We start from the raw sequence: 26461 nt of genomic DNA on the forward strand, positions 1-26461 counted from the left end.
TGCAACGGCAGCGATGGGCCAAACCTGGCCGAAGGGTCGGACCGGATGCAGCCAGAGGGCGGCCAGGGGCAAAGTTATAATCCCGCCGCGCGCTAACGCCTTTGACTTCCTCCCCTGTTGGCGGCAAGGTTTGCCAATGCCCCGCACCGGGGCCGCAACGCCATGACACAGAACCAACCGAGCATACCCCCCCTTCTGGACGCCATCCGGGCATACCGGGCCGCACCGCTTTTGAGCGGTACAGCCGACCTCGCGCAATTGGCGGACGCGTTTGTCCAGGCAATGGCCGCGCTGCCGCCCGACCATGCGCACGGCTCCCAGGCCAATGCCGCGCCCGTGGCCGAGACGGTCCTCAACCTGTTCCGCATCGCCCAGTCGTCAAGCGATGCCAGCACCCTGCGGACCTGCCTCAGGGCCATGCTGCGCGCGGGCCGATTCGGGCGCATCCTGTCCAGCCGCATCATCCTCGGCATGACCGTGTCCCTGCGCGAGCTGGCCGCCGTGATCGCTCCGCTCCCGGCCCAGGACAGGCTGGCCCTGGCCCACGAGATGCTGCGCGAGCTGCCCGGCTCCCCTGACAAACTCCTGATGGCATGGCTCGAAGACCTTGTCCGCCCCCTGGCCGATGCCCCGCCCGACGAGCTCTCACCCTTTCTGGTCGCCCTGGGCGAGGTCGGCGAGCCGCTGGCCTTCCCGGTCCGCCAGACGATCCTGCATGGCCAGTTCGGCCAGTGGATCGAGCCCAGGGTCCGGGCCGGGACGGCTGGCAACGAACTCGACCGCCTCTGCCGCATGCTCATCGCCCTGGACTCGCCGGAGTTGGCCGGAATCCTGGCGGAGACCATCGCCTCGGACACGACCTCGCCCACGCCACTGGCCCTGCGCACCGTGGCCGGGCTGGCCGAGGGTGGGAACAAGGGCATCCTCGACATGTATCTGGCGGTGCTCAAGACTCTTGGCAGGCGCCGTGACGGGCAGGCACTGATCGGGCCGTGCCTGGACGGCATCATCGCCCAGGACAGCCCGGCCACGGGCAGGCTCATGGCCACCATCCGTCTGAAGATGCCCTCCATGCGCAGGGCCTCGACCAGCCGGGTTCCCCTGCTCGGCGACACGGCCTACGCGGCGTACATCAATGCCCTGCCGCCTGAGCACAGGGCAGGGGCCGAGGCGGACGCCCTGGCCGCCCTGCGTACAGTGGCCCCGGATTTTGTCGAGAGCGTGAGCCGGTCCGGCACGTCGAGGGGCCGGCCCATGCCCGCCTTGAACACGGGCGGCGAACCGGGCCAGACCACGGGCAACGGGCTGCCACCGGCCTGCCCCAAAACCGGACTCCTGACCCGCCTGCTCGGAGCGCGCCGCAAGACCCTGCAAAAGGTGCTGCCCACCACCCGAAACGTCCGCAACATGGACCTCCCCTGCTCCTGGGTGGAAAACATGGAGCTGGACGGTCGCGAGCTGACCGGGCTGAACCTGGCCGACTCGACCTTTGACAAGGTCGCCTTCCTGCGCGCCAGGATCGCCGGATCAAGACTGGAGCGATGCGCCTTCACCGGGGGCGCGGCCACGGGCTGCACCTTTTCGGCCTCGGATTTCACCGGCGCGGACCTGACGGACATGACCTTCACCAAGTGCTCGTTCAACGATTGCGACTTCACGGGCGCGGCCTTTGCGGGCTGCACCTTTGCGGACTGCCGGTTCCGCAACTGCGCACTGGGCGGGGCCGCGTTCCTGGGCGTGAAGATGACCCTGACCGGGTTCGCGGCCTCGGCCCTGGCCGGAGTCACCTTCCACGACACCCGCGCCCGGTCGTGCCGGTTCGAGGACACGGACCTGACCTGCGCCGAGCTGACCTCCTGCGAATTCAAGGGGATCGAGTTCATGGACTGTATCATCCACGCCGCGCGGCTCACCAACGTCACCCTGTACTCCGCGACCATGCCCGGCTCCACCGTGACCGGCTGCCACCTGGACAACACCGACGCGCCCCACGCCTTTTTCCTGGCCAACCGTCTCGACCAACTCACAGCATCCGCCGACGCCCTGGCGGCGCAGGCCACCACAGCCTCCGACGACGCCGGGGCGGGCATCGCCCCCGAGACCGTCGGCAGGATCATGCGCGTGTGGTCGCGGGAGCTGACCTTCATGCGCCGCGAGCAGCGCATCCAGGGGTTCAACCGCAAGCGGCTGGTCCGCGCCATGGGTCGGCTCGACCGCGACAAGCAGGCCTACCTGCGCATGCTGCCCCACCTGCTCGAAACCGATGTGTTCGAGACGCGGTTTACCCTTGAGGGAGTGCCGCCCTGCGAGGTCTGGGGCTACACCCCGACCCTGTCGGCCATGGAGCTGACCCGTCAGTTCTTCCCCAAGATCAGGCCGTCCGGGACCAGGGCGCGGGTCCGCATCCTGGCGGTCTACGCCATGGGCAGTCTCGGCACCGTGGCCCAGACGGCCCAGTCGGACATCGACTGCTGGGTCTGCTTTGACGGTGACATCGACCCGAACGCCGAGGCCGGGCTGCGCCGCAAGCTCGACGCCCTGGGGCTGTGGGCCGAGAGCGAGTTCGGGATTGAGGCGCATTTCTTCCCCATGCGCATGGACGACGTGCGCGACAACCGGTTCTCGTCGGGCGACGAGGAAAGCTCCGGTTCGGCCCAGGCCCTGCTGCTCAAGGAGGAGTTCTACCGCACGGCGGTGCGCATCGCGGGCAAGCACCTGGCGTGGTGGGTGATCCCTGCCGGGGCGGACAAGCCCACCTACGATGCCTGCATCCAGTCCGCGCGGCGCTACCCGGTCATGGGCCGCCCGCGCCTGGAGGATTTCGGCCATCTCGCGCCCGTGCCGCCGGACGAATATTTCGGGGGATCGCTGTGGCAGATGGTCAAGGCGGTCCACTCGCCCTTCAAGTCCGTGCTCAAGCTTGGCCTGCTCGAAACCTATGCCGACCCGGCCACCTCGCCCCTGCCCCTGTGCGACCGGATCAAGCGCAACCTGTTCCTGAACCGGCGCGGAACGCGGCGGACCGATCCCTACGCCAGCCTCTTCAGCACCCTGCGCGCCTACTACGCCGACCTGGGCGACGCCGAGGCCGCCCGGCTGCTGACCGAGTCGTTCATCTTCAAGGCCAACCTGCGCGACATCCTGTTCTTCCTGGGCCGCCCGGCCAGGGCCGAGGACATGAGCCTCGTCGCCACCCTGTTTGGCAGGGAGTGCGCGGAACCTGAGCAACGATGCCACACCAACGTGGCCTGGACCTTTGAAAAATCCCTGAAGATGGGCGCCTCGGTACGCCGCTACATGGTCGCCACCTACGAGCGCATCCAGCAGGGTCTGTCGGGCAGCGGGCGGACAGACGCCCAGATCAACGCCGAAGACCTGACCCGCATGGGGCGACGCATCGCCGCCAACTTCTCGCCCAGGCCGCACAAGGTCATGCGCGTGCCGTTCATGGACGCCGCCGGGGGCGGATTCGCCATCCTCCACTTCTCGGCCAGCAAGGCTCCGGGCCGCAAGCCCGCCTGGCTGGTGCGCGGCGGCTCGCGGTCCGAGGCCAAGCTGGCGTCGTCCTCGCTCCAGCTGCTGCACAAGAGCGGCGACCCGGTCCACATGCTCGCCTGGCTGCTGGCCAACCGGCTCTACAGCCCCAGGAGCCTGCTCCAGGGTGACCGGACCATGGCCCCCATCTCCCTGGCCGATCTCCAGAAGCTCATGCCCGCCATGCACGAGTTCTTTCCCTTTGACCAGACCTTCGAGCGGGACATCAACGAGGGATTGAGTTCAGAGCGCGTCATCCGCGCCTTCTTCATCTTCAACCTGACCACCGCGCCCGACTCCCGGCGCATCGAGCAGGCCTCGATCGTCTACTCCACCAACTGGGGCGAGATGTACTGCCGCTCGTTCGACAAGCCCGGACCGGAACTGGAACGGCAGCCGTCCCAGTTCCTGGCGGAGAATCTGGCCCACCCCATTGCCGACATTCCGGAGATGATCCTCTTCATTCCCAAAGGCTCGCAGTGCAAGCGGGTCAACCTGTTTTGACCGTGGTGGGGCGGACGCGCCCCGGTCAGGACCGCTTTTGCGGCAGCAGGAACGAGAGGAAGAAGCCGACAGAGGCCACGGCGATGATGGACGCGCCCGAGGTGATGTCAGCCAGATAGGAGACCGCCAGCCCGACCACGGTGAAGAGCGCGCTGAGCAGGGCGGAGAGGACCATCATGGCCCCCAGCGAGCGGGTGCGCCGCTCGGCGATGAAGGGTGGGATGGTCAGAAGCGCGATGACCAGGATCAGCCCCACCACCCGGATGATCATGACCACGCTCAAACCCACCATGGAAATGAGCAGACAATAGAGCATATCCACGGGCACGCCCCGGCTGCGGGCGAACTCCTCGTCAAAGCTCATGACCAGAAACCCGCGATAGAAGGCGAGCACCAGCCCGGTGACAAGGCAGGCCAGCCCGGCCATGATCCAGAGATCGGAACGCGGCACGGCCAGAATGGAGCCGAAGAGATAGCTCATGAGGTCCACGTTGTAGCCGGGCGAGAGGTCGAGCAGGATGACGCCAAGGGCCATGCCCGCGGCCCAGGTGACGCCGATGACCGTGTCGGCCCGCTCGCGGGCGCGCAGGGTGACCAGGGCCATGAGCAGCGCGGCGCACAGGGTGAAGCCCGTGGTCACGGGCAGCACGGGCAGGCCGAAGAAAAAGGCCAGCCCAACCCCGCCGTAGGAGGCGTGGGCAATGCCGCCGGAGATGAAGACGATGCGGTTGACCACCACCAGGGTGCCGATGATGCCGCAGATGAGGCTGGCCAGCAGCCCGGCCATGAGCGCGTTGCGCATGAATTCAAAATTCAGGATGTCCATCACGACTCGCCCCCGTCGCGGTGGCGGCCCAGCACCCGGTGCGGCACGTCGCCGTGGGTGACCAGCTCCACCGGGCAGCACGGCTCGCCGTCGTCGCCATAGCCCATCTTGAACATCTCGCCGGTCAGCGCGGGTGCCTTGTGGAAATGCAGGGTGCGGTTGACGCAGGCCACGGACTTGACCCCCGAGGCCAGGGACGAGATGTCATGACTGACCATGACCACGGTCATCTCGCGGTTCAGCTCGGCCAGCAGCCGGAAGAGCGAGTTGCGGCTCTTCGCGTCCACGCTGGCCGTGGGCTCGTCCAGGAGCAGCAGCTCCGGGTCGCCCACCACGGCGCGGGCGATGAACACACGCTGCCTCTGCCCGCCGGAGAGATCGGCCAGGGCGCGCTGGGCGTGGTCGAGCATGTCCACCCGCTCCAGGGCGCGGCGCGCCCGCTCCCGCTCGTCGCGCCCGCCGCCGAATCCGGCGATGCGCCCCAGGCCGGGGCTGACCATGCCCATGCGCACGGCGTCGAGCACCGAGATGGGAAAGCTGCCGGAGACATGGGTGTGCTGGGGCAGGTAGCCGATGCGCCCGCCCGCCTCGCCCACCGACGCGCCCAGGACACGGACCGTGCCGCTGTCGGGCTTGAGCAGGCCGAGCATGACCTTGAGCAGGGTGGACTTGCCGCCCCCGTTGGGTCCGAGCACGGCCAGAAAGTCTCCGCGCTCCACCGCCAGATCGACGTTCTCCAGCACCGGGACTCCCCCGAAGGACAGGGTCAACCCATGGATTTCTATGACATGCTCAACCACTGGCGACTCCCGGATAGTGCATTGCCCGCCAACGAGGCGACCCTAGCAGGCTGTTGAAAAACGTCCGATTGCTGCGTTGCTTCAAAAAGGTCAAACCCTCGCGTACCGGAAGTACGCTTCGATCTTGGCCTTTTTTTGCGCCTTGCACTCGAACATTTTTGAACAGCCTGCAAAAACCAGTTTTTCAACGCATTCCTAGCACGGCCCCTGGATCATGCCAACCAGGCAAAACCCCATGCCGCTCCCGGCAGGGCCAGGGCCGCGAGGTACAGGGCTGCGTCGGCCCGCGGGCCGGGCAGCCCGGTGCGGCTGGCAGCAAGACCGGCCACGAGCCCCAGCGACAGACCGGCCACAAAGCCGAACAGGTGTGCGCCGAGATCAGTGTTTTCCCCGACTCCGAGCATGGCCAGGAGACCCAGCCCGGCGGCCACCGGCACCAGGGACGAGCGCACGAACCGGGCGAAGCGCCGGGCCAGGCCGCTGCCGCGCTCCCGGACGCCCAGGCCGTGCATGCCGCCGCCCACGGCAAAGGGGGCGATGGCGGCCAGCACGCCCGCCGCGCCGAAGGTGGCCGTTGAAAACCCGATGGCGTTGTGGGGCGCGGCCAGGGCCAGGGAGTTGAGCAGGTTGCCCAGCCCGCCGGCCAGGAAGGTCAGCAGCCAGGCCAGCCCCGCCCCCAGCCTGCGCGAGGCGAGCCAGACAAAAATCCCGCCGATGGTGGCGTTGCCGAGCACATGCGCCCCGTCCCCGTGCAGGGTCAGGGCCGTGAAGAGCCGCCACCACTCGCCGCCGAGGATGCGCCCGGCATCGGCGCTGCCAAGCCCCACCCACAGGGTCGGATACAGCCCCCAGCCGGGATAGGTGCGGGTGTAGGCCCAGAAAAACAAGAGCAGCAGGGCCATGACCGCCACCGTGGGCTCATATCCGCTCACCGGACGCAGGTCGGGCAGGTGGACTCCGTGGCGTCCTGGCGCGTTCTCCTCCAGGTAGAGGCGGATCTCGGCGGCGGCGCGCTCCACGAACCACAGCTGCACCTGCACCGAATGCCCGCCCCCCTCGCCGGGCAGCCGCCGCCGCTGCCGGTGGGGAATATGGCGCGAGGAAAGGACCAGGGACCACAGCCCCGCCGTGGCACCGTCCAGGGCGGGCGCGTCCTCCCCAAGGATCACCGGGGCCAGATCGGTCCAGGACGGCCTCAGGGTCCGGCGCAAAAAGGACTGCGGTGTCGCGTCGCTGTGCATGGCGACACTGTAAGGCAAATCAGGGCCGGGTCAAACCGGTTTCCACCCTTGCGCGATGCGGCCCGGCAGACTATGAACGGGAAAAACCACCACCAGGAGCCGCCATGCGCAGACTCTCGCCGCCCCTTGCCCCACTGATTGCCCCGCTGATCGCCCTCTTTCTCCTGTTCTCCCTGCCTGCCGCCGCAGCCGGGACAACCGCCGACACGAGCGCGTCCCAGGACCTCGACGCCATGATCGGCCAGATGCTCATGGCCGGATTCCGGGGCTTCACGGTGGATGAACAAAGCCCCATCGTGCGCGACATCCGCGAGCGCAATCTGGGCGGGGTTGTCCTCTTCGACTATGATGTGGCCCTGGCCAGCCCGAACCGGAACATCGACACCCCGGCCCAGGTGGCCCGGCTGACGGCGGCCTTGGCAGGATTTGCCACCACGCCCCTGCTGGTGGCCGTGGACCAGGAGGGCGGGCGGGTGCAGCGTCTCAAGCCCGCGCGCGGGTTCACGGGGTCGCCCTCGGCCAAGGAATTGGGCGTCATGGACGACGCAGCCATCAAGGCCGCCGGGGCCGGGGTGGGCGCGACCCTGCGCCAGGCGGGCTTCAATCTCGATTTCGCGCCCGTGGCCGATGTGGACGTCAACCCGGACAGCCCGGCCATCGGCAGGCTTGGCCGCAGCTTTTCCGCTGATCCGGCCCGGGTTGGCCGCTGCGCCGGACTGTTCCTGGCCGGGCTGGCCAGCCAGGGCGTGACTGGGTGCCTCAAGCATTTCCCCGGCCATGGCAGCGCGGGCACGGACAGCCACCTGGGCGTCACCGACGTGACCGCCACCTGGACCTCCGACGAAATGAAGCCTTACCGCATGCTTATCGAACAGGGCGCGGCCCGGATGATCATGACCGGGCACATCTTCAACGCCCGGCTCGATCCGGACCATCCGGCCACCCTGTCCCACGCCACCATCACCACCCTGCTCCGGGGCGAGCTGGGCTTTGACGGCGTCATAATCACCGATGACATGGACATGAAGGCGATCACCGAGCGGTACGGTCGCGACGAGGCGGTCAGGCTGGCCATCGAGGCCGGGGCGGACATCCTGCTCTTCGGCAACAACCTGACCTATGACCCGGATGTGGTGCGCCAGACGCACGCGCTCATCAAGGCCATGGTCCGGGACGGCGTCATCAGCCAGACGCGCATCCGCCAGTCCCATGACCGGATCATGCGGCTCAAGGGGTCGCGTTAATAGCGGGACGAACTTTCGGTCCTTTCGGACACCAAGAGGCGGCGCGGCCTACCAGAACAGGCCCGGCGCGGAGGTGGAGAACTCCAGGGGTCTGGCCGACTCCTCCATGATCAGGTCCAAGGCGTCGCCGTCGAGCTTGAGGCTCGCCACGCGCCCGAGAAACGACAGGTAGGTGTACTGCTGCTCGTCTTGGGACGGACCGCAAATTTTCTCTTCCACAGCGGCCAGAGAGCTGAGGTGCAGGGTGGCCCCTTCCAGGGTGTAGGTGCCGCTGAAGACGGCGCATCCGGCGTGGCCGGCCACCGTGCCATCGGGCCGCAGCTCCAGGGTCAGTTGCTCGTCGCCCACCACGTTGCGCCCGGCCAGGGAGTGCAGAACCCATGTCTTGCCCACCACCTGATCCCTGGCGGCTTCGGGATTCGCCGGAGCGACCTCCTTGGAGCCGCAGCCGACTCCGAGGACGAGAACAAGGACCAGGGAGAGGACGGCCAGAGGGGCCGCGAAACGCTCTTTCATGGGCATGGGGATTCTCCTTTCCATTTTACCCCTTGGCAGTAACAGGACGCGCGCTTTGTTGGCAAGGCGCAAAAGGCCCGGCCCGCGCAACGCGGGCCGGGCGCGTCAAGCCGTCCTGCTCTTCGCTACTTGATCACCGGGCAGCGCTTGAGGGCTTCCTCAATGTCGCGCTGGGGCAGTTCGAAGTTGGTCAGCAGCCCCTGGTTGAAGGCGTCGTAGGAGGCGAGATCGAGCAGGCCGTGACCCGAATAGAGGAACACGATCACATCGTCCGGCCCGGCGGTTTTGGCCACCTCAATGGCTCCCTTGATGGCGTGCGAGGTCTCGGGCGCAGGCAGGAATCCCTCGGTCTGGAGGAAGAGCCGGGCCGCCTCGAAACACTCGGTCTGGTAGTAGGCCACGGGCTCGCACAACCCCTCAGCCACCACATTGCAGACAATGGGCGCGTCGCCGTGGTAGCGCAGGCCGCCCGCGTGGATGGGCGCGGGCATGAAGTCATGCCCCAGGGTGTGCATCTTGACCAGCGGGGTGAGCCGGGCCATGTCACCGTAATCGTAGCGGTATTCGCCCCTGGTCAGGGTCGGGCAAGCCTTTGGCTCCACCGGGATGAAGCGGACCGGGTCGCCCGCCAGCTTCTGGGGCAAAAACGGCATCACCAGCCCGCCGAAGTTGGACCCGCCGCCCACGCAACCGACGAGGTGGGTGGCCTTCTCGCCGATCATGGCAAGCTGTTTCTGCACCTCAAGGCCGGTGATGGTCTGGTGGATGATGACATGGTTGAGGACCGAGCCGAGCGCGTACTTGGTGTTGTCGTGGGTGGCCGCGTCCTCCACCGCCTCGGAGATGGCCAGGCCCAGCGAGCCCTTGCAGCCGGGGTCGCGGGCCAGCATCTCGCGCCCCGTGCGGGTCTGCTCGGACGGCGAGGCGAAGATGGTCCCGCCGTAGGAGTTGATGAGCATCTTGCGGTAGGGTTTCTGCTCAAAGCTGACCTTGACCATGTAGACCACGCATTCCAGGCCGAACTGGGCGCAGGCAAATGACAGGGCCGTGCCCCACTGGCCCGCGCCGGTCTCGGTGGCCAGCCGCTCCACGCCCGCCATCTTGTTGTAGTAGGCCTGGGGCACCGAGGTGTTGGGCTTGTGCGACCCTGCCGGGGAGACGGACTCGTCCTTGTAGTAGATGCGGCATTTCGCGCCGATGGCCTTTTCCAGCCGGTCCGCCCGCACCAGGGGCGAGGGCCGCCACAGCCGGTAGACATCCTGCACTGCTTCGGGAATGTCGATGAACCGCTCGCCGCTCATCTCCTGGGCGATGAGCGAGTCGGGAAATATGGGGGCCAGCATGTCCGGGGTGATGGGTTCCATGGTCTCCGGATTGAGCGGCGGAGCCAGGGGCGTGGGCAGATCCGGCATGGGATTGTACCACTGGGTGGGCATCTGGTCCTGGGACAAAAAGATTCTCTTGGGCATCGACTTCCTCCAAACAGTTGCAAACCGTTCCCCGGCCAGACGGACCATCCGCCCTGGCCGGGCATAAAAAAACCGCCGGATCAACTCCCGGCGGCTCCACTGGTCCCCAACTGCGCGCGACGAAGCGCCGCCGTCGCAAGGACGGCGGGCACGCCGGGGCGCGCGTTCAGGACAGGGGCCGCTTGACGTTGCGCCAGCCGCGTCCGCTGTAAAAGGTGTATGAAACAGGTCTGTTCATGGTCCCACCCGGTACGCCGGATTCCGGTCCCAAGTCAAGGCGGCTCACCCGGCCATGCCTGCCACCAGTTCGGGCAGGATGTCGCCTGCCCGGCCATGCAGGGCAAAATCCATCAGCCCGGTGACGGGCGTGGCTTCCACATTGATCTCCACAGTGACGGCCCCGCGCTCCCTGGCCAACTGGTGGAACGAGGCCGCAGGCTGGACCAGACCCGATGTGCCGATGGCGAGAAACACGTCCGCCCGGTGCAGCTCCTCCACGGCCAGCCGCAGCACGCCCGGAGTCAGCGGCTCGCCGAACCAGACCACGCCGGGCCGCAGCAGGTGGCCGCAGGCCGGGCATTCGGGCAGGGGCGGCAGGTCGCCGTGATCCTCGCGCACATGGGTGCAGGCCGTGCAGCGCACCTGCCACAGGCTGCCGTGCATCTCCACCAGCTTTCGGCTCCCGGCCCTGGCGTGCAACCCGTCCACGTTCTGGGTGATCAGAAGAAAATTCGGAATCTGCCGTTCCAGGGCGGCCAGGGCGTGGTGGGCCGGGCCCGGTTCGCACCCGGCCACCAGCCCGCGCCGCCAGTGGTAGAACTCCCAGACCAGTCCGGGCCGGGCCGCAAAGGCGTCGGGCCGGGCCAAGTCCTCGGCCCGATGTGTCTTCCACAGCCCGTCGCGTCCCCGGAAGGTGGGCACCCCGCTCTCGGCAGACACGCCCGCGCCGGTCAGGACCACCACCCGCCTGCCCGGATCAAGCAGCGCCTTGACCATCTCGATCTTCGCCCGCATCACATCCCCTTGTCCCTGGTTTCAGACCGCCGCGCGCCCTTCTGACCGGACCGCTCGCTTGCAATCCGACCGAATAAACGTCATAGTCCGCTTCCCGAATTCACTCAACCAACCAGACACATTGCTGTTTCGTCGCACGAAGGAGGACGCATTGGCTGAAAAGACCATCTATTACATCGAAGGTGACGGCATCGGTCCCGAAGTATGGAAGGCGGGCCGCCCCGTGCTCGACGCCGCGGTCGAGAAGGCCTACGGCACAACCAACGCCCTGAACTGGGTGGAGCTGCTGGCCGGGGAACGTGGCTATGCCGAAACCGGCGAGCACCTGCCCCAGGCGACCATGGACGCCCTGGCCGGGGCCGAACTGGCCATGAAAGGCCCGCTCCAGACGCCGGTGGGCAAGGGGTTCCGCAGCCTCAACGTCACCCTGCGCCAAGTCTTCGACCTCTATGCCTGCATCCGTCCCATCAAATACTTTAAGGGAATCGAGTCCCCCGTCAAGCGGCCCGATCTGGTGGACATGACCGTGTTCCGCGAGAACACCGAGGATGTCTACGCGGGCATCGAATACCAGTCCGGCAGCCCGGAGGCCAGGAAGCTCATCGAATTCCTGACCGACCAACTGGGCGCCAAGGTGGACATCACCGCGGGCGTGGGCATCAAGCCAATGACCCCGGCAGGCTCCAAGCGGCTGGTCAAGCGCGCCATCGACTTTGCCATCGAGCACGGCAAGCCCTCGGTGACCCTGGTCCACAAGGGCAACATCATGAAGCACACCGAGGGCGGCTTCCGCGCCTGGGGCTATGAGCTGGCCGAGCAGGAATACGCGGGCAAGGTTGTGCGCGAGGGCGAAGACGGCAGCGGCGTGATCATCAAGGACCGCATCGCGGACGCCATGTTCCAGAACGTGCTCATGTACCCGGAGCAGTACTCGGTCATCGCCACCACCAACCTCAACGGCGACTACATCTCCGACGCCCTGGCGGCGCAGGTGGGCGGCCTGGGGCTGGCTCCTGGCGTGAACATGGGCGACACCCTCGCCTTTTTCGAGCCCACCCATGGCACGGCCCCGACCATCGCAGGCAAGGACATGGCCAACCCCGGCTCCCTGATCCTCTCCGGGGCCATGCTCCTGGAGCACATCGGCTGGACCGAGGCCGCGCAGCTCATCCACGCCGCCGTGGAAAAAGCCCTTACGGGCAAGCGCGTGACCGTGGACCTCGCCTCCCAGATCGCGGGATCGACCAGGGTCGGCTGCCAGGAATTCGGCGACATCCTGCTGGCAAACCTCTAGCGCCTGATTGCAAAGCATCGTCTACAAGGCCGCTCCCGCACTGTCGGGGGCGGCCTTTGCGCTGCCCGGCCCGCGCCATGCCTCAAGCGTGTTCGGGCCAGAATCAGTCAGGTTTGTTTGACCGGGCCGTGAACCTGGGGTAGGTACAGGGCATCACCATGACTGCACGAATGCCCCACCTGCTGCGCTTCATGCGGGCCGCGCCCTGGCCGTACATGACCGGGCTGGCCTCGCTGCTGCTTGCCTGCGCCCTGGCCGGGCTCGGGTTGTCGCATCTGGCCCAGACCAATGCGGCCCGGGCCGCGATCTTCGGCGGCTGGGGCACGGGCTGGTTCGTGGTTGCCCTCTTTGCCCTGGCCGACGGCGTCTCCCGCTACCGCGAATACCAACGCATCAAGGCCATGCTCCTGCGCTACGGCTATTCCGAGCGCATCCTCGAGCCCCTGGCCCGCTCGCGCTGCCAGCGCGACGCCGCCCTGCTGGCGGCCAGCGAGGCCGGACACGGCGACTGCGCCCGCGCCTACTTCACGGCCCTGGGCTACCGCTGGTACCACATCCTGCCCGACTCGGTCATGCGCAACCCGCTGGCCTTCCTGCGCCCGAGCTTCCTGCGCTCGTCCTTCCTGCCCGGCAAGAAGGGCGTGCGGACCGGGACACCACCCGCTCCGGCCCGCGCCCACCATCTGGCTCCGGGCCACGCGCCGCACCACGGGCCACGCCGCCCGGCTGCCCGACCGGCTGCCTACCCGGCAGGCCACCGCGCGCAGGAGTGCGACCCGTCCGACCTCGCCTGACACCCCTGGCCTGACGCCTCTGATCCGAACCTCCCACGCCGGGCGTTCCTGCCGCTCCCCATACTTTGCCCACGAAAAAGGCCCGCCATGACGGCGGGCCTTTTGTGTTTCGGTATCCGGGGGGCGCTACTTGATGAAGAGCATCTCCTGGTAGCTGGGCAGGGGCCACAGGTCGTCGGCCACCACGCCTTCCAGGGCGTCGGCCACATGGCGCACGGCCAGCATGGCGGGCAGGATCTTCTTGGTCTTGTAGGCGGCTTCCTCTTCCACGGACTTGAAGTTCTTCTTCTCCATCAGCTTTTCCAGGGCCTCGGTATTGGCCTGGAGCAGGCGCAACTTGTCTGTCACGTCCTGGAGGATGGAGGTGGTGGGCTCGATGCCAGCGGCCTTCATGCTGGCGGCGGTGGAGGCCAGCTCGCCCTGGTAGCGGATGGCGGCGGGCAGGATGATGGTCCTGGCGATCTTGCCCACCAGCAGGGCCTCGGTCTTGATGCTCTGGTTGTACTGCTCGTGGTAAATCTCCACGCGGGAGTGCAGCTCTTCGGCGGAGAGGACGCCATATTTGACAAACATGTCAACCACATCCTTGTCGCCGATGACGGGCAGGCAGTCGGCCGCGGTCTTCATGTTGGGCAGGCCGCGCCGCTTGGCCTCCTTCTGCCATTCCTCGGAGTAGCCGTCGCCGTTGAAGACGATGTGGCCGTGCTTCTTCATGATGGCCTGGATGACCTTCTGGCAGGCCGCGCCCAGCTTGGAGACGTCGCCCTTGGTGATCTTCTCGATCTCGTCGCAGACAAAGTCGAGCGACTCGGCCAGTATGGTGTTCAGGGCCACCTGGGCACCGGCGATGGACTGGTTGGAACCCACGGCGCGGAACTCGAAGCGGTTGCCGGTGAAGGCAAAGGGGCTGGTGCGGTTGCGGTCGCCCGCGTCCATGGGCAGCGGGGGCAGGGTGTCCACGCCCACGGTCAGGCAGTCCTTGGTCTTGCAACCCTTGAGGCTGCCCTTCTCGATCTGCTCGAAGATGTCGGTCAGCTGCTCGCCAAGGAAGATGGACATGATGGCGGGCGGAGCCTCGTTGGCGCCCAGGCGGTGATCGTTGCTGGCCGAGGCGACCACGGCGCGCAGCAGCTTGCCGTATTTCTCCACGGCGCGGATGGTGGCCGCGGTGATGGTCAGGAACTGCATGTTCTCGTGCGGGGTTTCGCCGGGGTTGTACAGCGATCCCTGCGTCGGGGTGGAGAGCGAATAGTTCAGGTGCTTGCCCGAGCCGTTGATGCCCGCAAAAGGCTTCTCGTGCAGCAGGCAGGCCATGCCGTAGCGCTTGGCCACCGATTTGAGGGTGGTCATGAGCATCTGGTTGTGGTCGGTGGCCAGGTTGGACTGCTCGTAGATGGGAGCGATCTCGAACTGGCCGGGGGCCACCTCGTTGTGGCGGGTCTTGACCGGCACGCCCAGCTTGTACAGCTCGCGCTCGACCTCAAGCATGAAGGAGAGCACCCGGCGCGGAATGGAGCCGAAGTAGTGGTCGTCCAGTTCCTGGCCCTTGGAGGGCTTGGCACCGAACAGGGTGCGACCGCAGACCATCAGGTCGGGCCGGGCAAAGTAGAAGTTGCGGTCCACCAGGAAGTATTCCTGCTCGGGACCGGCGTTGGAAACCACCATGTCGCCGTTGTCGGTGCCGAACAGGGCGAGGAAGCGGCGGCCAACCTTGTTGATGACCTGGTTGGCGCGCAGCAGCGGGGTCTTCTTGTCCAGGGCGTGTCCCTTCCAGGAAACGAAGGCCGTGGGGATGCACAGGAAGGTGCCGTTGGGGTTCTCAATGATGTAGGCCGGGTTGGTCACGTCCCAGGCGGTGTAACCGCGTGCCTCGAAGGTGGCGCGCAGCCCGCCGGAGGGGAAGCTCGACGCGTCGGGCTCACCCTGGATGAGCAGCTTGGGGTCGAATTCGGCGACGGCACCGCCCTCGCCGTCCGGGGTCAGGAAGCCGTCGTGCTTCTCGGCGGTCAGGCCGGTCAGGGGATAGAAGACATGGGTGTAGTGGGTCGCGCCCTTGGAGAGCGCCCATTCCTTCATGGCCGCGGCCACGGGCCCGGCAATGGCGGGGTCCATCCTCTCCCCGGTCTTCTTGGTCTTCAGCAGGGACTTGTACACGTCCTTGGGCAGCATGGACTTCATGACCTTGTCGCTGAAGACGTTGGACCCGAAGATCTCCGCCGGAGAGGTCTCCGCGAAATTCAGGGGCTTGTTGGTGGGCTTGTAGTTGGTCACCGCCGCGATGGCGTTCTGACGGGTCTGGTATCCGCTCATGAAAAACACTCCTTCATGCAAAAAATATGGGGGAATTTCCCGGCCTCTGCCGGACCAAAGGGCAACCTGTCCCTTGTTGTCTTGGCCGCCATATACCAAGGACCATGCCAAACGTGGAATACACATTAAATACAGATAATTACAAAAATCTCATTCACTTTTGCCTTTCAAAATCATACGAAAATGTAGCACAAAAGGGGTTTTTATTCCCTTTGTTGTTCCATTTTTGCAATTTTTTTTGCAATAATCCACAACCGCTCAGAATCCATGGGGATATTAATAACATTAATGCGAAACATTTTTGTCCATTTACGCCGCAAATCCAGCACGAATCTGATCGGTGCCCGGCCTGGGCCGGAAAAATAATGACAAATTTGCCACTTTCGCAAACCGATGCCGGATCAGGCGGAATCTTGAGGGATGCTGCCCTGCAACCCGGTGAGGTTAAAACGGCGGCAGCGAGAAGAATTCGAGGTTTTGCCGTGTGGCCGGATGGCGAAAGCGTAAGGCCGAGGCGTGGAGCCTGAGCTGGCCCGGGGCCGTGCCCGTGCCGTAGAGACGGTCGCCCACGATGGGATGGCCAAGCCCCTTCTCGTGGGCCGAGTGCAGCCTGAGCTGGTGGGTGCGCCCGGTCAGGGGCATGAACTCGACCCTGGTGCGCCCCTGTTCCACGCCCAGCTTGCGCCAGCGGGTGACACCCGGCTTGCCCTGCTCTGGATCATAGACATGATAGGGCCGGTTGTCCGGATCAAGCCGGAAGGCCAGCTCGATGATGCCGGAATCCGGGCCCAGCACGCCGTCGATGAGGGCCACATAGCGCTTGCCCACCAGCCGCTCCATGAACTGCACGGACAGGGCGCGGTGGGCCTGGGCCGTCAGGGCCAGAACAAGCAGCCCAGAGGTGTCCTGATCCAGCCGGTGGACCGAGGGCTGGTCAAGGCACTCCGGAAGCAGGGCCTTGAGCCGGTTGACCACGCAGTCCTGGTTCTCCGGGCCGCGCCCCGGCACCGAGAGCAGACCGCCCGGCTTGTCCACCACCACGAACAGCGGATCGCGGTGCACGATGACCAGGCCGTCGGGAATCCCGGTCATGCCCCTTCCAGGCCGCAGAGCATGTAGCCGAGGATGCGGCCGCACTTGTCCTTGCAGGAGGCGTAGACCCCGCCGTGCCGTCTGGTCCCGGAGCGGTTGTCGCGGCCAACGTAGAACTCGGCCACGCCGAGCGGCGTCAGGGAGTGCCGGGCCGCGTAGCCCAGGAGCTTGGGCGCGCAGCAGTCCGCCGTGCCGGACGGGATGCCGCTGTCACCCAGGACGATCCGGGGCAGGGGGTGCAGCTCGCGGCGAAAATTGGGGATGCGGTACAGGGCGTGGATGTCGCGCATCAGGGCGCGAGAGATGGCGCGCCGCTTGTCGGCCAGCGCTGTCCGCTCCGGGCTGCCCTGAGGCAGGGCGGCCATGTCGCTGCCAAGACGCTTGATGAACCGCTCCACGCCGAAGCTCATGGCGGTCAGGGCGTCCACATCCACCAGCGGGGGAACCCAGCCGGGCACGCGCCACACGCCGTTGAACTGGCCGGAGAACGCCTTGAGCACCCCGGTGCGGCCCTGCCTGTCGCGGCAGACAAGCACGCCGAACATATGCCCTCTGGCCTCGCCAAAGAGCGGCGCGGTGGAAAAACGCGGATCAGCCAGGCTCTCGTCCTCGTGGAGGTCGATGCGCCCGGCCCTGGTCAGCGCGCGCAGCAATTCCCTGGCCGGACGGGCCGCCGGCCCCACGGGCAGGACATGCTGCCGCCCGCACCGGGAGCAATACCCGGAACACGCGACGCGATCATCGGTTTCGACAGATATTCCGATAGGTTCCATCAGCATTAAAATTCAGTGACCCCAACGCGATGTGCGCTGGGGCCACTGTACACAGAAGCCTGTTGAGAACCAAGTGCAAATTTATCGGATGTTCAACCCTGCGGCACCGAGGAACTGGATGGAAACGATCTCGTACTCGATGCGGCCTCGCGGAGCGTCCACAATGGCCTCGTCGCCCACTTCCTTGCCCATCAGGGCGCGCCCCATGGGCGAGAGCACGGAGATGGAGCCGCTCTTGTGGTCCGCGTCGTCCGGGCCGAGCAGGGTGAACCGCTTGGTCTCCTCGGTGTCCATATCCTCGATCTCGACAGTGGCCCCGAAGATGGCGCGGCTGCCGCCCAGGGTGTCGAGGTCGAGCACGTCAAAGAGCGGCATGCGCGAATTGATGTAGGTGATGCGCGCCTCAAGCATGCCCTGGCGTTCGCGGGCCGCGTCGTATCCGGCGTTCTCGCTCAGGTCGCCTTCCTCCCTGGCCTCCTTGATGGCCTGGATGATGGCGGGTCGCTGCGCCTTGAGCTCTTCAAGCTCCTTCTTGATCTTTTCAAAGCCCTGTTTGGAAATGGGAATCCTGTCCATTGCGTCGTTCCTCTGCTGTGTGTCGATATAAAAAAAAGAAGCAGATTGCGCGGCTTCTCATGAGAGGGTCCGCGCCCCTGCGTTCGTTGTCCTGCGTCCGTGACGTATGAATAGATAGAACATGGACGCGCTTCGGTCAAGTGCCGACCACCCATTTTCGGCAGCCCGGGCCAGGGCGGGTGGCCAGAAAGCGCACGCAGCAGTTGACACGAACAGCCGGAGTAATTCACTGATATGCTTTTGACGCGGCGAAAGGCAGACGCGCCTTCCGCCATTTCAGCGACCCATTCGAACGGGCCGCGAAATACCAACCGCATGCCGGCCACCCCCTGATCCCGGTCGGCAGGCATCCGCAACGGAGGATACGATGTCCAAGCTACGCACGCTGCTTTCGGTTGCGCTTCCAGTGGTGATCCTGACCGTGCTGCTCTCCGCCGGGCTGGCCGCGGCCAAGGATTTCACCATCGGCCTGATCCTGGTCGGCCCTTACAATGACAAGGGATACAGCCAGGCCCAGTTTGATGGCGGCAAATATGTCGAGGCCAAGATGCCTGGCGCAAAAATGATCTACCTCGACAAGGTCAACCCGGCAGACCGGCCCGGCCTGACCATCCCCCAGGTGGTGGACGACCTGATCGAAAAGGGCGCGGACCTGATCATCGCCGGGTCCGACGACATGAAAGACGGCATCCTCGAAGCCGCGGCCATGCACCCGGACAAGACCTTTGTCCATGTTTCCGGCGACGCGACGTGGGGCGGCAACGGCCCGGCCAACCTGGGCAACCTCTTTGGCCGCATGGAGTATCCCAAGATGATGGCCGGATTCACCGCGGCCATGACCACCCAGACCGGCAAGATCGGCTTCCTCGGCCCGCTGATCAATGAGGAGACCCGCCGTCTGGTGGCCTCGGCCTACCTCGGCGCGGCCCACGCCTGGACCACGGTGCGCGGCAAAGACATTAAAGACCTTTCCTTCAACGTCAAATGGATCGGCTTCTGGTTCAACATCCCCGGCGTCACCGCCGACCCGACCCAGGTGGCCGGTTCCTTCTACGATTCGGGCTGCGACGTGATCATCTCCGGCATCGACACCCCCGAGGCCGTGACCGTGGCCCGGCAAAAGAGCGGCCAGGGCAAAAACGTCTTCGCCATCCCCTACGACTATGAAAAGGCGTGCGAGGGCCAGGGGGCCATCTGTCTTGGCGTGCCCTACTTCAACTGGGGTCCGGGCTTCCTGCGCATCGCCAAGCAGGTGCAGGACGGCACCTACAAACCCGCTTTCGAGTGGGAAGCGCCCCACTGGGCCAACATCAACGACCACGACAAGTCGCCCGTGGGCTTCATGCCCGGCGAGGGCATGACCGCCCAAACCCAGGCCAAGCTCGACGAGTTCGTGGCCCGGATGGGGTCGGGCCAGCTCGACCTGTTCACCGGCCCCCTCAACTACCAGGACGGCTCGGTCTTCCTCAAGCCGGGCGAAAAGGCCACGGACAAACAGATCTGGTACATGGAACAGCTGCTTGAAGGCATGACAGGACTCTCCAGCGCCAAGTAGCAGATGATCGTCTTACAGGACATCCACAAGCACTATGGCCGGGTTCGGGCCAACGACGGCATCAGCCTGACCCTCGAACCCGGCCATATCTACGCCCTGGTGGGCGAAAACGGCGCGGGCAAAAGCACCCTCATGCGCGTGCTGGCCGGGCACACGCGCCCCACCTCCGGCACCATCGGCCTGGGCGGCCACACCGTGGCCCACCTGACGCCGACCCTGGCCCGCGAGCACGGGGTGGGCATGCTCTACCAGGACCCGCTCGATTTCCCGGCCATGCCCGTCTGGGAGAACTTCCAGCTGGGCGCACCCAAACGGACCAAGGGACAGGTCATTGATGTCATCGGCGAGCTCTCCTACCGGCTCGACGCCTGTTTCCTGCCCGACGAGACGGTCTCGTCCCTGACCGTGGGCGAGCGCCAGCTGCTCGAATTGCTGCGCTTGCTCGACCTGGGAGCCACCACCCTGATCCTGGACGAACCGACCACGGGCATCACCCCGGAGCAGAAACGCGACCTCTTCAACCTGCTCATGAAGCTGGCCCGCGAGGAAAACCACACCATCGTCCTGGTCACCCACAAGCTCTCCGAAGCCCTGGAGATGGCCGATGCCATCCTGGTCATGCGCCAGGGCGCGCTCGTCGCCACCCTGACCCCGCCCTATGACGGGCGGGAACTGGTCCGGCGCATGTTCGGCGAGGCGGCAGAAACCCAGCCTGTGAGCGCACCCGAACCGACCGAGTTTAATGCCTCCCCACGGCTGCGGCTGGACAGCGTGACCCTGGCCGGTCCCAAGTATTCCATGGGGCCGATGAATTTCTCGGCCCGGCCCGGCGAGTGCATCGGGCTGGCCGGGCTGGACGGCAGCGGCCAGGAACTGTTCCTGCGCGGCCTGTGCGGGCTGGACCGCATGCCCGGCGGCACCCTGACCCTGGATGGCCGGACCTACACGACAAACGATTTCGCCACCTTGCGACGGGCCGGGGTCCACTTCGTGCCCGCCGACCGGCTGGCAATGGCCCTGTTTCCGGCCCTGACCCTGCGCCAACACGTCGCCCTCGCCTTCCCGGAGCGCGCCAACGGGCTGGACGCCTTCTACCAGAGCCAATGCGTGGAGCGGTTCAACCTGCGCGCCCACCCGGACACCAGGGCGGACGAGCTTTCGGGCGGCAACCAGCAGCGGCTGCTGCTCTCGCTCATCCCGGACAACGCCGCCCTGCTGCTCATGGAACACCCCACGCGCGGCCTTGACGCGGGCTCGGCCCGACAGGTGTGGTCCCACCTCAACGACCGCTGCCGGGCGGGCGCGACCCTGATCTTCTTCTCGCCCGATCTCGACGAGGTGCTGGAGCACAGCCACCGGGTGGCGGTCTTCTATGACCGGGCCATCGCCGCCATGGTGGACCGCGCCCAGGCCACCACCGAGGCCGTGGGTGCGCTCATGGCAGGCAAACACCCCGACGAAATCCTGGGGGGCGGGCAATGACGCGGGCAATGGCGCGGACATGGACAAAATCCCCGGCGCTGGCCGAAGCCGGCTGGCTCGGCGCGGCCATGCTCCTGGCCCTGGGGTTGACCATCCTGGTCACCCTGCCCTCGGGCGCGCCTCCCTTTGAGACCATCGCCGTGCTCTTCGAGGGCGGGCTCGGCTCGGTCTCCAAGCTCGGCCGCGTGCTGGCGGGCTGGGTGCCGCTGACCCTGTGCGCCGTGGGCCTGCTCGTGCCCTTCACCGCCCGGCTCTGGAACATCGGCGTGGAGGGGCAGGTGGTCATGGGGGCCATCTTCTGCACCTGGGCCCTGCGCCCCTTTGACAGCGGCGGCGTGCCCGAGATTCTGCTGGCCATGGGCGCGGGCATTCTGGGCGGCGCGCTCTGGGCGCTCCTGGCCGGGCTGCTGCGCGTGTTTGGCCGGGTCCACGAGATTTTTTCCGGCCTGGGCCTCAACTTCGTGGCCCTGGGCGTGACCCTGTGGCTCATCTTCGGCCCGTGGAAACGGCCCGGCGTGGCCTCCATGTCCGGCACCGAGCCCATCGACGCATCCCTGTGGCTGCCCCGGCTCGGCTCCATGACCGTGAGCTGGGCCGCCCTGGCCCTGGCCCTGGCCGCCGTGATCGGGGTGGGCCTGCTCCTGCGCCGCACCACCTGGGGGCTCAAGCTGCGTGCCGTGGGCGAGAACCCCAAGGCCGCCACCCTGTTCGCGCTGGGGCCGCGCCGCCGCCTGCTCCAGGCGTTCATGCTTTGCGGCGGGCTGGCCGGGCTGGCCGGAGCCATCCAAGTGCTCGGCGTCTACCACCGGCTGCTGCCGTCCATCTCGTCGAGCTACGGTTACACCGCGCTGCTGGTGGGCATGATGGCCTCGTTCCGGCTTGGGCCGGTGCCCTTCATCTGCCTCTTCTTCGCGGTGCTCAATGTGGGCTCCATCCAGCTCCCCCTGCAACTGGGGCTTGATTCGTCCCTGAGCGGCGTCATCCAAGGGGTCATGGTCCTGTCCGTATTCCTGGTCCACGGCCTGCGCCTGTGGCTGCGCCAAAGGGGGGAATCGGCATGAACGGCATGACCGACGCCATTGCCCTGGCCCTGGCCGCCGTGCTCATGGCGGGCGCGCCCCTGGTGCTGGCCACTCTGGGCGAGACGCTGACCGAAAAGGCGGGCATCATCAACCTGTCGCTGGACGGCTCCATCCTGCTGGCCGCCATGGCCGCCTTTGCCGTGTCCGCCACCTTTGACAGCCCGTGGCTCGGCGTGGCGGCAGGCATGGCCGTGGGCGCAGCCATGGCGGGCGCGCTCGGCGTCATCGGCATCTATCTCGGGCAGTCGCAACTGGCCGTGGGCTTCATCCTGACCCTGCTGGCCCGCGACCTGGCCTATTTCCTGGGTCACGGCTTCTCGCGCCAGCCCGGTCCTGACCTCGGCGTCTGGACCATTCCGGGCCTGGGCGAGGTGGCCCTGATCGGCCCTGTCTTCGGCCCCATCTTTGGCTCACGCTCGCCGGTGGTCCACCTGAGCCTCGCGGCCATCTTCCTGTGCTGGTGGTGGATGTACCGCACCGAGGGGGGCATCCGGCTGCGCGCAGTGGGCGAATCACCCAGGGCCGCCTTTGGCCGGGGCATCCGGGTGCGGCTGGTCAGGCTGTGCTATTGTCTGGCAGGCGGCGCGCTGGTGGGCATGGCCGGGGCCGCCTACTCCCTGGCGGTCAAGCCCGGCTGGGGACGGCCCCAGGGGTGCGAGGGCGCGGGCTGGATCGTCCTGGCCATCGTCATCTTCGGCGGCTGGCATCCGGTGCGCGCGGCCCTTGGCGCCTTCTTCTTCGCCGCGCTCCAGGTATCGGGCATCTATCTTCAGGATATCTTTCCGTCCATTCCGGCCCCGGTCTTCCAGGTGGCCCCGTTCCCCATGATGATCCTGACCCTGCTGGCCGCGAACCTGGGCCGCGCAGGCCGGGTGCAGGATATGATCCGCCGCCATCCTTTCCTCAAACGGCTCTCCCAAGGCTGGTCCATCGACCCCCCGGCGGCGCTGGGCCAGGACTTCGACCCCAGAAAGGGACTATAACGACCCTGACAACACAAGGAGGCGTCCATGAGCAAACCGAAAATCTTCATCACCCGTCGAATCCCGGACGCAGGCATCGACATGCTGGCCGAGGTGGCCGAGGTGGTCGTCAACCCCGAGGACCGCACCCTGTCGCGGGCCGAACTGCTGGCCTCGGTGGCCGACTGCCAGGGCGTCATCGGCCTGCTCACCGAAAAAATCGACGCGGAATTCTTCGACGCCGCGCCCAAGCTCAAGGGGTACGCCAACTACGCCGTGGGATACGACAACATCGACGTGGCCGAGGCCACCCGCCGGTCCATCCCGGTCTCCAACACGCCGGGCGTGCTCACCGACGCCACGGCAGAGTGCGCCTGGGCGCTCATCTTTGCCACGGCCCGGCGCGTGGCGGAGGCGGACCGGGTCATGCGCTCCGGCGCGTGGCAGGGATGGGGACCGCTCCAGTTCATCGGCCAGGGCGTGCGCGGCAAGACCCTGGGCATTGTCGGCGCGGGCCGCATCGGCACGGCCATGGCCCTGATGTCCCGCGGGTTCGACATGCGGGTGCTCTACACCAGCTCGTCCGGCAGGCGCAACGCGGTCCTTGAGGACACCCTGAAGGCGCGCCTTGTGCCCTTTGACACCCTGCTGGCCGAGGCGGACTTCATCTCCATCCACACCCCCCTCACACCGGACACCCGCCACCTCTTCGACGCTGCCGCCTTTGGGCGCATGAAGCGCACGGCCTGCATCGTCAACACGGCGCGCGGCCCGGTGATCAAGGAGGACGATCTGGTGGACGCCCTGAAGAACGGCGTGATCGCGGGCGCGGGGCTTGACGTGTTCGAGCGCGAACCGGCCATGGCGCCGGGGCTGGCCGGGCTGGACAACGCAGTGGTCCTGCCCCACATCGGCTCGGCCACCGTCGAGTCGCGCACGGACATGGCCACCCTGGCGGCGCGCAACATGCTCGCCATGCTGGCCGGGCAGCGGCCAGAGACCTGCCTCAACCCAGACATATTCGGCCCGGCCTTCTTTGACGCGGAACGCAGTGACCGCAAGGGCGGAGCCAAGGCATGACCACGGCCTACGCACAGCGGCGCGACCACCTGCTGGCCATCGTCAACCGGGCCATCGAGGCCGTGGCCCCGGAAGGGGCCATGCGCAAGGCCATATCCCGCCACGGCGACATCCTGAACGTGGCCGGGGAGCAGTACGACCTGACCGGCTTCGAGCGCATCCTCGTGCTCGGCGCGGGCAAGGCGTCCGCGTCCATGGCCCGCGCCCTGGAGGACATCCTGGGCGCGCGCGTGCTTGACCGCTTGTTTCACGATGGGCTGGTGATCACCAAATACGGCCACGGGTGCGACCCTGGTCGCATCCGGGTGATGGAGGCCGCCCACCCCGTGCCCGACGAGGCGGGCCAGCGCGGGGCCGAGGCGCTCCTCGACCTCGCGGCCACGGCCACGGAGCGCGATCTGGTCTTCTGCCTCATCTCGGGCGGGGCCAGCGCCCTCATCCCAGCGCCCCAGCCGCCCGTAACCCTGGCCCACAAGCAGGAGACCACGAGCCGCCTGCTCGCCTGCGGGGCGACCATCGACGAGATCAACGCCATCCGCAAACACCTCTCGGCCATCAAGGGCGGGCATCTGGCCAAGGTTCTGGAACCGGCCACAGTCCTGACCCTGATCATCTCCGACGTGGTGGGGGACCGGCTGGACGTCATCGGCTCCGGCCCCACTGCGCCCGACAACGCCACCTTTGCCGACTGCCTGGACATCCTTGATCGCTTCGGCCTGCGCGAGGCTGTGCCGCCCCAAGTGACCGCCCTGCTCCAGGCCGGGCAGGAAGGCAGGCTGCCCGAGACCCTGGGCAGCGACGATCCCTGCTTCGCCCGCGTGCGCAACCTGATCATCGCAGGCAACGCCCAGGCCCTGGCCGGAGCAGCCGAGGCGGCCCGCGAGCTGGGCTACGCGCCGCTGGTGGTCGAGACCTCCATGCAGGGCGAGGCGCGGCAGGTGGCATCAGACCTCGTCTGCGCGGCCATGGGCATCTGCGGCGGCGACGGGCCCAAGCCGCCCGTGTGCCTGCTGGCCGGGGGCGAGACCACCGTGACCCTCAAGGACGGAGGCAAGGGCGGGGGCAAGGGGGGCCGCAACCAGGAGATGGCCCTGGCCGCGGCCATCCGCCTCTTTGAATCCGGCCCGGACAGCGCGCGCATCGGCATGGCCTGCGTGGGCACCGATGGCACGGACGGTCCCACGGACGCGGCAGGCGCGCTCGTGCTGCCCGACACCCTGGGCCACTGTGATGCCACGGGTCTGGCCGCCGCGCGACGCCATCTGGACGACAACGACGCCTACACCTTCTTCTCCACCGCCGGGACCATCCTCAAGACCGGCCCCACGCGCACCAATGTCATGGACATCGCCGTCATCCTCGTGGACCCGGCCTGACCAGGGGCCCGGACCGGACCGGCCAGCCCTCACACAACAAGACCGGCGCGCAGAGTGACTGCGCGCCGGTCTTGTTGTCAGCCCGTTGTCCGGCTAGCGGACCGGAAAGTCGAAATAGGTGCCGGGGAACGGCTCGTCCTCAAGGGTGAAGTGCCACCATTCCTCGGGCAGGGGGCGGAAGCCGTGGCTGACCATGACCCCCTGGAGCAGGGCGCGGTTGGCGCGCACCTGGGCGGGCATGGCCGGGCTGTCGGGCCAGGAGGCCGGGCCGAAGAAGTCGAACGGGGTGCCCATGTCCAGCGCTTCGCCCGTGGTCAGGCCGATGATGGTCAGGTCCACGGTGGAGCCGCGCGAATGGCCCGACTTGGCCGCGATGTAGCCGTCACGGAAGAGGTTGGCCTTGTCCACGTCCGGGTAGAACTCCGCCTTCATGCGCGTGTCGTCCAGATCTGCCGCCCAGCGCACGAAATGGTCCACGGCCCGCTGGGGCCGGTAGCCGTCGAACACCTTGAGCCCCAGGCCGAACCTGGCCAGGGCCTGCTGCACCCCGGCCAGGGCGCGGGCCGCCTGCACCGTCAAGATGACGCGCGGGGCCTCGTAGCCGTCAACAGGCTCGCCCACGAAGTTGTGATTGGTACAATAGCGCACGTCCAGCGCCACGCCGGGCACCGCGTCCGCGACGTAACAGAATCCCTCGGGCAGCTGGGCCAGGGCCGGAACGGCCAGCAACAGGCACAGGGCAAGGGCCAGCGGCACGCTGCAAAACGGATTGCGGGAGTGGGTCATGAGCGCACTTCCTTGATTTGCGGATGAAAAAGGACTGTCCCGGGAACGCAGAATCCCGTATCCGGCCCATACCTGAAACCGCAGCCGCAGACAACCGGGGCGATCAATCCCACGATCCCGCAACGGGTTTGCAACAAAAAAAGGAAGAAGG

The 26461-nt window shown here is 66.8% G+C and carries 21 protein-coding genes; 10 read left to right on the top strand and 11 right to left on the bottom strand.

Annotated elements, in window-relative coordinates:
- The first annotated feature begins 162 nt into the window (after positions 1-162).
- Positions 163-4038, top strand: coding sequence for a class I adenylate cyclase (locus DAES_RS13405; RefSeq protein WP_013515572.1), 3876 nt, complete (start codon positions 163-165; stop codon positions 4036-4038).
- 25 nt (positions 4039-4063) lie between these two features.
- Here the strand turns inward: DAES_RS13405 and DAES_RS13410 are convergent, their stop codons facing one another.
- From DAES_RS13410 to DAES_RS13420, 3 genes are all read right to left on the bottom strand, one after another.
- Positions 4064-4864 (bottom strand): metal ABC transporter permease, encoded by an 801-nt coding sequence (locus DAES_RS13410; protein WP_013515573.1) that lies wholly within the window; start codon positions 4862-4864, stop codon positions 4064-4066.
- Positions 4864-5664: a metal ABC transporter ATP-binding protein gene (locus tag DAES_RS13415; protein ID WP_013515574.1), complete on the bottom strand. Its 801-nt coding sequence runs from the start codon at positions 5662-5664 to the stop codon at positions 4864-4866. The genes DAES_RS13410 and DAES_RS13415 overlap by 1 nt, the downstream gene beginning before the upstream one ends.
- Positions 5665-5876: 212 nt before the next feature.
- A complete protein-coding gene (locus DAES_RS13420; RefSeq protein ID WP_013515575.1) occupies positions 5877-6905 on the bottom strand; it encodes a rhomboid family intramembrane serine protease in 1029 nt (342 codons plus the stop codon).
- 104 nt (positions 6906-7009) lie between these two features.
- Between DAES_RS13420 and DAES_RS13425 the strand changes: the two genes are divergently transcribed.
- Complete coding sequence (locus DAES_RS13425; RefSeq protein ID WP_013515576.1) at positions 7010-8149, top strand: glycoside hydrolase family 3 protein; 1140 nt, start codon at positions 7010-7012, stop codon at positions 8147-8149.
- Between the two features lie 48 nt (positions 8150-8197).
- Here DAES_RS13425 and DAES_RS17030 read toward each other — a convergent pair whose 3' ends face one another.
- From DAES_RS17030 to DAES_RS13440, 3 genes are all read right to left on the bottom strand, one after another.
- Positions 8198-8671 carry an META domain-containing protein gene (locus tag DAES_RS17030; RefSeq protein ID WP_013515577.1) on the bottom strand — a complete coding sequence of 158 codons (474 nt, stop codon included), beginning with the start codon at positions 8669-8671 and terminating at the stop codon, positions 8198-8200.
- A 119-nt stretch (positions 8672-8790) separates the two neighbouring features.
- Positions 8791-10134 (bottom strand): TrpB-like pyridoxal phosphate-dependent enzyme, encoded by a 1344-nt coding sequence (locus DAES_RS13435; RefSeq protein ID WP_013515578.1) that lies wholly within the window; start codon positions 10132-10134, stop codon positions 8791-8793.
- A 282-nt stretch (positions 10135-10416) separates the two neighbouring features.
- Positions 10417-11148, bottom strand: a complete 732-nt coding sequence (locus DAES_RS13440; protein ID WP_013515579.1) for an SIR2 family NAD-dependent protein deacylase — start codon at positions 11146-11148, stop codon at positions 10417-10419.
- A gap of 151 nt (positions 11149-11299) precedes the next feature.
- On the opposite strand from DAES_RS13440, the gene icd reads away from it, so the two are divergent.
- Together icd and DAES_RS17855 are read left to right on the top strand one after the other, a co-directional pair.
- Positions 11300-12442, top strand: coding sequence for an NADP-dependent isocitrate dehydrogenase (gene icd / locus DAES_RS13445; RefSeq protein ID WP_013515580.1), 1143 nt, complete (start codon positions 11300-11302; stop codon positions 12440-12442).
- A gap of 158 nt (positions 12443-12600) precedes the next feature.
- On the top strand, positions 12601-13236 hold the full coding sequence (locus DAES_RS17855) for a hypothetical protein (protein ID WP_013515581.1): 636 nt from the start codon (positions 12601-12603) through the stop codon (positions 13234-13236).
- Positions 13237-13362: 126 nt separating this feature from the next.
- Here the strand turns inward: DAES_RS17855 and DAES_RS13455 are convergent, their stop codons facing one another.
- The 4 genes from DAES_RS13455 to greA all read right to left on the bottom strand — a co-directional run bounded on the left by DAES_RS13455 (position 13363) and on the right by greA (position 17987).
- On the bottom strand, positions 13363-15546 hold the full coding sequence (locus tag DAES_RS13455; RefSeq protein ID WP_013515582.1) for a glutamine synthetase III family protein: 2184 nt from the start codon (positions 15544-15546) through the stop codon (positions 13363-13365).
- Positions 15547-15990: 444 nt separating this feature from the next.
- Positions 15991-16638, bottom strand: a complete 648-nt coding sequence (locus DAES_RS13460; RefSeq protein ID WP_013515583.1) for an RluA family pseudouridine synthase — start codon at positions 16636-16638, stop codon at positions 15991-15993.
- Positions 16635-17417, bottom strand: a complete 783-nt coding sequence (locus DAES_RS13465; protein WP_013515584.1) for a hypothetical protein — start codon at positions 17415-17417, stop codon at positions 16635-16637. The genes DAES_RS13460 and DAES_RS13465 overlap by 4 nt, the downstream gene beginning before the upstream one ends.
- Before the next feature lie 75 nt (positions 17418-17492).
- Entirely contained in the window at positions 17493-17987 is a 495-nt protein-coding gene (greA, locus tag DAES_RS13470) for a transcription elongation factor GreA (RefSeq protein WP_013515585.1), read from the bottom strand.
- A gap of 367 nt (positions 17988-18354) precedes the next feature.
- Here greA and DAES_RS13475 point away from each other — a divergent pair, with 367 nt between their 5' ends.
- The 6 genes from DAES_RS13475 to DAES_RS13500 are packed head-to-tail and all read left to right on the top strand — an operon-like array spanning position 18355 to position 25524.
- Positions 18355-19542 carry a BMP family lipoprotein gene (locus tag DAES_RS13475; RefSeq protein WP_013515586.1) on the top strand — a complete coding sequence of 396 codons (1188 nt, stop codon included), beginning with the start codon at positions 18355-18357 and terminating at the stop codon, positions 19540-19542.
- Between the two features lie 3 nt (positions 19543-19545).
- Positions 19546-21024, top strand: a complete 1479-nt coding sequence (locus DAES_RS13480) for an ATP-binding cassette domain-containing protein (protein ID WP_013515587.1) — start codon at positions 19546-19548, stop codon at positions 21022-21024.
- 8 nt (positions 21025-21032) lie between these two features.
- Positions 21033-22085 carry an ABC transporter permease gene (locus DAES_RS13485; protein WP_157864867.1) on the top strand — a complete coding sequence of 351 codons (1053 nt, stop codon included), beginning with the start codon at positions 21033-21035 and terminating at the stop codon, positions 22083-22085.
- Positions 22082-23089 (top strand): ABC transporter permease, encoded by a 1008-nt coding sequence (locus DAES_RS13490; protein ID WP_013515589.1) that lies wholly within the window; start codon positions 22082-22084, stop codon positions 23087-23089. The genes DAES_RS13485 and DAES_RS13490 overlap by 4 nt, the downstream gene beginning before the upstream one ends.
- Positions 23090-23116: 27 nt before the next feature.
- The gene (locus DAES_RS13495; protein ID WP_013515590.1) at positions 23117-24148 is read left to right on the top strand and encodes a 2-hydroxyacid dehydrogenase; all 1032 of its coding nucleotides are present in this window, start codon (positions 23117-23119) and stop codon (positions 24146-24148) included.
- Positions 24145-25524, top strand: a complete 1380-nt coding sequence (locus tag DAES_RS13500) for a glycerate kinase type-2 family protein (RefSeq protein WP_013515591.1) — start codon at positions 24145-24147, stop codon at positions 25522-25524. The genes DAES_RS13495 and DAES_RS13500 overlap by 4 nt, the downstream gene beginning before the upstream one ends.
- Positions 25525-25617: 93 nt before the next feature.
- Here DAES_RS13500 and DAES_RS13505 read toward each other — a convergent pair whose 3' ends face one another.
- Positions 25618-26310, bottom strand: coding sequence for a M15 family metallopeptidase (locus DAES_RS13505; RefSeq protein ID WP_013515592.1), 693 nt, complete (start codon positions 26308-26310; stop codon positions 25618-25620).
- Between the last annotated feature and the right edge of the window lie 151 nt (positions 26311-26461).

This window comes from Pseudodesulfovibrio aespoeensis Aspo-2 (genome assembly GCF_000176915.2).
GTDB classification, from domain to species: domain Bacteria; phylum Desulfobacterota; class Desulfovibrionia; order Desulfovibrionales; family Desulfovibrionaceae; genus Pseudodesulfovibrio; species Pseudodesulfovibrio aespoeensis.